6 protein-coding genes are annotated in these 6,608 nt (G+C 69.9%); all 6 read left to right on the top strand.

What is annotated here, in order from left to right; genetic code table 11:
* Positions 1-56 precede the first annotated feature (56 nt).
* The 6 genes from rhaS to VNR19_RS16070 are packed head-to-tail and all read left to right on the top strand — an operon-like array spanning position 57 to position 6,475.
* Complete coding sequence (gene rhaS, locus VNR19_RS16045; RefSeq protein ID WP_325728277.1) at positions 57-1,097, top strand: rhamnose ABC transporter substrate-binding protein; 1,041 nt, start codon at positions 57-59, stop codon at positions 1,095-1,097.
* Positions 1,098-1,154: 57 nt separating this feature from the next.
* On the top strand, positions 1,155-1,532 hold the full coding sequence (locus VNR19_RS16050; RefSeq protein ID WP_325728278.1) for an L-rhamnose mutarotase: 378 nt from the start codon (positions 1,155-1,157) through the stop codon (positions 1,530-1,532).
* Between the two features lie 16 nt (positions 1,533-1,548).
* Positions 1,549-2,715, top strand: a complete 1,167-nt coding sequence (gene rhaI / locus VNR19_RS16055; RefSeq protein WP_325728279.1) for an L-rhamnose isomerase — start codon at positions 1,549-1,551, stop codon at positions 2,713-2,715.
* A 4-nt stretch (positions 2,716-2,719) separates the two neighbouring features.
* A complete protein-coding gene (locus VNR19_RS16060; RefSeq protein WP_325728280.1) occupies positions 2,720-4,756 on the top strand; it encodes a bifunctional aldolase/short-chain dehydrogenase in 2,037 nt (678 codons plus the stop codon).
* A 10-nt stretch (positions 4,757-4,766) separates the two neighbouring features.
* Entirely contained in the window at positions 4,767-6,188 is a 1,422-nt protein-coding gene (locus VNR19_RS16065; protein WP_325728281.1) for a rhamnulokinase, read from the top strand.
* Between the two features lie 11 nt (positions 6,189-6,199).
* Complete coding sequence (locus tag VNR19_RS16070) at positions 6,200-6,475, top strand: glycoside hydrolase family protein (protein ID WP_325728285.1); 276 nt, start codon at positions 6,200-6,202, stop codon at positions 6,473-6,475.
* Positions 6,476-6,608 lie beyond the last annotated feature (133 nt).

Below are 6,608 nucleotides of genomic sequence, written 5' to 3' on the forward strand. Positions count from 1 at the left end.
CCGCTGCACGACGCCGACGACGCCCGTCGCGGCGGATTCCACGAAAGGAAAGAACAATGACGTTTGCACGCAAGCGTGTCGCCGCGATCGCGGCCGTGGCCGTCACGGCCGCGCTCACGCTCGCCGGCTGCGCCGACACCGGGTCGGGCGGTTCGCCGACCGACGGCGCCGGCGGCGACAGCGAGAACCTCTCGATCACGTTCCTGCCCAAGAACCTCGGCAACCCGTACTTCGACACCTCGAGCAAGGGTGGCACGGCCGCCGTCGAGGAGTTCGGCGGCACCTTCAACGAGGTCGGACCCGCCGAGGCGACGCCCGATGCACAGGTGAGCTACATCAACACCGCGACGCAGCAGGGCGTCGGCGCGCTGGTCGTCTCGGCGAACGACCCCAACGCGATCTGCGACGCCCTCAACGAGGCGCGCGACGCGGGCGTCAAGGTCGTCACGTTCGACTCCGACACGAACCCCGACTGCCGCGACCTGTTCATCAACCAGGCCACCGCCGAGGGCATCGCGAAGATCCAGGTCGACCTGATCGCCGAGCAGATCGGCGACGAGGGCGAGATCGCGATCCTGTCCGCGTCGGCCAACGCGACGAACCAGAACGCGTGGATCGAGGACATGAAGCAGCTCCTCGCCGACGAGCACCCGAACATCACGCTCGTCGAGGTCGTCTACGGCGACGACGACGACCAGACGTCGTTCGACAAGACCGCGGCGCTGCTGCAGTCGCACCCGAACCTGAAGGGCATCATCTCGCCCACGACGGTCGGCATCGCGGCGGCCGCGCGCTACCTGTCGACCTCGGACTTCAAGGGCAAGGTCGCGCTGACGGGTCTCGGCACGCCGAACCAGATGCGCGAGTACGTGGAGGACGGCACCGTCACCGCGTTCGCGCTGTGGAACCCCGAGGACCTCGGCTACCTCGCCGCGTGGGCCGCGAAGGCGCTCATCACCGGTGAGATCACCGGGGCAGAGGGCGACACGTTCGAGGCGGGCAAGCTCGGCTCGTACGAGGTCGGCCCCGATGCGACGGTCCTGCTCGGCGACCCGTACGTGTTCGACGCCGACAACATCGGCGACTTCGACTTCTGAGTCGCGCGCCCGGCCGGCGCCACGTGCGCCGGCCGGGCATCCACCGAAAGGCATCCCATGACCCGCGTGGCCTTCCAGCTGCGGATCCGGCCCGAGCTCGTCGACGAGTACGTCGCGCGCCACCGCGAGGTGTGGCCCGAGATGCTCGCCGAGATCGCCGCGGCGGGCCGGCGCAACTACTCGCTGTACCTCGGCGAGAACGGCGTGCTCTTCGGCTACTACGAGACGGACGACGACGCCGCGGCGCAGGCTCACCTCGCGGCATCCGCCGTCGCCGCTCGCTGGGAAGCCGAGATGGCCCCGTTCTTCGTCGGCCTCGACGGCCGGCCCGACCAGGCCGCCACCCCTTTGACCGAGGTGTTCAACCTCGAGGACCAGCTCGCCGCGGCACGCGGCGACGGCACCCGCAACGACACCGACACCCCGCGAATCTGAGACGAAAGCGCACACCGTGAGCACCCTCTCCCCCGAGATCCTGTCCACCCTGGAGGCCCAGGGCATCGAACTGCCGTCGTGGGCGTTCGGCAACTCCGGAACGCGGTTCCGCGTGTTCACGACGCCGGGCACGCCGCGCGACCCGTACGAGAAGATCGCGGATGCCGCGCAGGTCAATCGCTTCACCGGGCTCGCCCCGAGCGTCGCGCTGCACATCCCGTGGGACAAGGTCGAGGACTACGCCGACCTGCGGCGGCACGCGGAGGACCTCGGCGTCAAGCTCGGCACGATCAACTCGAACACCTTCCAGGACGAGGACTACAAGTTCGGCGCGCTCACCCACCACGACGAGCGCATCCGCCGCAAGGCGATCGAGCACCACTTCGAGTGCATCGACATCATGAACGAGACCGGATCGCGCGACCTCAAGATCTGGCTCGCCGAGGGCTCGAACTACCCAGGTCAGAACGACATGCGCGCCCGTCAGGACCGTCTGCAGGACTCCCTGCAGCAGATCTACGCGCGCCTGTCCGATGACCAGCGGCTGGTGCTCGAGTACAAGTTCTTCGAGCCGGCCTTCTACCACACGGATGTCCCGGACTGGGGCACCTCGTACGCCCAGGTGGCCGCGCTCGGCGACCGCGCCGTGGTGTGCCTCGACACGGGCCACCACGCGCCCGGCACCAACATCGAGTTCATCGTGATGCAGCTCCTGCGGCTCGGGAAGCTCGGCTCGTTCGACTTCAACTCGCGCTTCTACGCCGACGACGACCTCATCGTGGGTGCCGCCGACCCGTTCCAGCTGTTCCGGATCATCTTCGAGGTCATCCGCGGCGGCGGTCTCAACAGCCCGGACGTCGCGTTCATGCTCGACCAGTGCCACAACATCGAGAAGAAGATCCCCGGCCAGATCCGCTCGGTGCTCAACGTGCAGGAGATGACCGCGCGCGCCCTCCTCGTCGACCGCGAGGCGCTCGCCGCCGCGCAGGAGGAGAACGACGTCCTCACCGCGAACGCGATCTTCATGGACGCGTTCTACACCGACGTGCGGCCCGCCCTCGCCGACTGGCGCGAGTCGCGCGGACTCCCCCGCGACCCGATGGCGGCGTACGCGGCATCCGGGTATCAGGAGAAGATCGAGGCCGAACGCGTCGGCGGCGTGCAGGCCGGATGGGGGGCATGACGCGATGACGAACACGACCGTCGAACAGCTGATCGCCCGCTCGAACCGCCTCGGCTCGAACCCCGCGAACACGAACTACGCGGGCGGCAACACGTCCGCCAAGGGGACCGAGATCGATCCCGTCACCGGCGAGCCCGTCGAGCTGCTGTGGGTCAAAGGCTCCGGCGGCGACCTCGGCACGCTGAAGCCCGAGGGGCTCGCGGTGCTGCGACTCGACCGCATGCGCGCGCTCGTCGACGTCTACCCGGGCGTCGAGCGCGAAGACGAGATGGTCGCGGCCTTCGACTACTGCCTGCACGGAAAGGGCGGCGCCGCGCCGTCGATCGACACCGCCATGCACGGCCTCGTCGAGGCGGCGCACGTGGATCACCTGCATCCGGATTCGGGCATCGCGATCGCGACCGCCGCCGACGGCGAGGAGCTCACCGCGAAGATCTTCGGCGACAAGGTCGCATGGGTGCCGTGGCGGCGCCCCGGGTTTCAGCTCGGCCTCGACATCGCCGAGATCAAGCGGCGGAACCCGCAGGCGGTGGGCTGCATCCTCGGCGGACACGGCATCACGGCGTGGGGCGACACGTCCGACGAGGCGGAGCGCAACTCGCTGTGGATCATCGAGACCGCGGCCGCCTACATCGCCGAGCACGGGAAGCCCGAGCCGTTCGGGGGCGTGCGCGCCGGGTTCGAGCCGCTCCCCGAGACCGAACGCCGCGCGAAGGCCGCGGCCCTCGCCCCGACGATCCGCGGGCTCGCCTCGACCGACAAGCCGATGGTCGGCCACTTCACCGACAGCGACGTCGTGCTCGACTTCCTCGCGTCGGAGAAGGCGCCCGCGCTCGCGGAGCTCGGCACGAGCTGCCCCGACCACTTCCTGCGCACGAAGGTCAAGCCGATGCTGCTCGACCTTCCCGCCGACGCATCCGTCGAGGACTCGATCGCGCGCCTCAAGGAGCTGCACGAGCAGTACCGCGCCGACTATCGGGCGTACTACGAAGCACACGCGACGCCCGACAGCCCCGCGATGCGCGGCGCCGACCCGCTCATCGTGCTCGTGCCGGGCGTCGGGATGTTCTCGTACGGCGCGAACAAGCAGACCGCGCGCGTCGCCGGCGAGTTCTACGTCAACGCGATCAACGTCATGCGCGGCGCCGAGGCGCTGTCGACCTACGCGCCGATCAGCGACGCCGAGAAGTTCCGCATCGAGTACTGGGCACTCGAAGAGGCCAAGCTGCAGCGGATGCCGAAGCCCAAGTCGCACCAGGGCCGCATCGCCTTCGTCACCGGCGCCGCATCCGGCATCGGCAAGGCGATCGCGACGCGGCTCGCGGCCGAGGGCGCGTGCGTCGTCGTGGCCGACCTCGACCTCGAGAAGGCTCAGGCGGTCGCGGCCGAGCTCGGGAACACGGATGTCGCGATCGGCGTCGCCGCGAACGTCGCCGACCCCGCGGCGGTGCAGGCCGCGATCGACGCGACCGTGCTCGCGTTCGGCGGTGTCGACCTCGTGGTGAACAACGCCGGCCTGTCGCTGTCGAAGCCTCTGCTCGAGACGACCGAGGCGGACTGGGATCTTCAGCACGACGTCATGGCGAAGGGCTCGTTCCTCGTGTCCAAGGCGGCCGCCAAGGCGCTCATCGAGCAGGGCATGGGCGGCGACGTCGTCTACATATCGTCGAAGAACTCGGTGTTCGCGGGCCCGAACAACATCGCGTACTCGGCGACGAAGGCCGACCAAGCGCACCAGGTGCGGCTGCTCGCGGTCGAGCTGGGTGAGTACGGCATCCGGGTCAACGGTGTGAACCCCGACGGCGTGGTGCGCGGTTCGGGCATCTTCGCGTCGGGCTGGGGCGCCAACCGCGCCGCCACCTACGGCGTGCCCGAGGAGAAGCTCGGCGAGTTCTACGCGCAGCGCACGATCCTCAAGCGCGAGGTCGTGCCCGAGAACGTCGCCGACGCGGTGTACGTGCTCACAGGACCCGAGCTCTCGCGCACGACGGGCCTGCACGTGCCGGTCGATTCGGGCGTCGCGGCGGCGTTCCTGCGATGAGGTTCGTGCGATGAGCGGCGGAGTCGTCGCGGCGGTCGACCTCGGGGCGACGAGCGGGCGCGTCATGCTCGGGTACGTCGAGGAGGGCGCGGTGCGGCTCGAGGAGGTCGCACGCTTCCCGAACGGACCCGTGACCGCCCCCGATGACTCGCTGCGGTGGGACTTCGCCGCGCTCTACGACCACATCATCGCGGGGCTCGCAGAGGCGGTGCGACGCGAGCCGGGCATCGCGAGCGTCGGCATCGACTCGTGGGCCGTCGACTACGGACTGCTGCGCGGCGATGAGCTGCTCGACGCACCGTTCCACTACCGCGACGACCGCACGGCCGCAGGTGTCGAGGCGGTGCATGCGATCGTGCCGTTCGAGGAGCTGTACCGCCGCAACGGACTCCAGTTCCTGCCGTTCAACACGCTGTATCAGTACGCCGCCGACGCACGGCTGGCCGAAGCGGACGCCGCGCTCCTCATCCCCGACCTCATCGCGTTCCTCCTGACGGGCGCTCGCGTCGCCGAGCGCACGAACGCCTCCACGACGGGCCTCCTCGACGTGCGCACACGCCAGTGGGACACCGAGCTCGCCGAGCGCCTCGGGGTGCCGACGTCGGCGCTGCCGTCGCTCGTCGATCCGGGCTCACGGCTCGGTGCCGTGCGCGGCAGGGCGCTGGATCGGGTCGGCGCTCCCCTCGAGGTGGTCGCCGTCGGGTCGCACGACACCGCATCGGCGGTCGTCGCGGTGCCGCTTGCATCGCCCGACGCCGCCTATATCTCGTGCGGCACGTGGGGTCTGGTGGGCGTCGAGCTCGACGAACCGGTCGTGACGGATGCCGCGCGCGAAGCGCTCTACACCAACGAGGGCGGCGTCGACGGCCGCGTGCGCTTCCTGCACAACGTGACGGGACTGTGGCTGCTCACTGAGACGATCGCGGCGTGGACCGAGGAAGACGGCGCACCCATCGACCTGCCGGCACTGCTGGACGAGGCATCGGCCGTCGACGGAGCCATCCCGGTGTTCGACGCCGACGACCCGCGCCTGTCAGCCCCCGGCGACATGCCGTCTCGCATCGCCGAGGTGCTCCGCGAAGGCGGGTCCGCCGTGCCGTCGTCGCGCGCCGCGTTCGTCCGCACGATCGTCGAGAGCATCGCGGCAGCGTTCGCACACGCACTCGCGACCGTCGCCCGGGTGACCGGTCGCGAACTGGACGTCGTGCACATCGTGGGCGGCGGCGCCCTCAACCGGCTGCTCTGCCAGGCGACGGCCGATCGCTCGGGGCTCCCCGTGCTCGCGGGACCGGTCGAGGCGACCGCGCTCGGGAACGTGCTCGTGCAGGCGCGCGCGCATGGCTGGTTCGGGCCGGATGCGACGCTGGAGACGCTGCGGGCGGCGGTTGCGGCAACCGTCTCACCGGTCCGCTACGAACCGACGAGCGATTGAACGGAGAAGGCGTGCGACTCGACGAGATCCAGATCCGCGATCCGTTCGTCCTGTACGACCCCGACCGCGGGCGGTACCACCTGTTCGGGAGCACGGACGAGGACATCTGGAAGGGCCCCGCGACGGGCTTCGACACGTATTGGAGCACCGACCTCGAAGAGTGGCACGGGCCGACGCCGGCCTTCCGCAGCTGGGGGCGGTCAGAAGGGGGCGTCGTTGGTGTGGGTGGGGTGGAAGACCGGCACCCGCCGTTCGGGTTGCACCACGTACCGTCGCCCGGCGGGTGAGGTCCATTCGAGTGCGCCCCCGCTGTCGGGGAGTTGTCTGACCTGCCACCCGCCGTGGTGTTTCACGGTGTGATGGCCCTTACAGAGCGGGGCGAGGTTGTCGAGCGCGGTGTTCCCGCCGTGTTCCCACGCG

Source organism: Microbacterium sp., assembly GCF_035556355.1.
Lineage (GTDB): Bacteria > Actinomycetota > Actinomycetes > Actinomycetales > Microbacteriaceae > Microbacterium.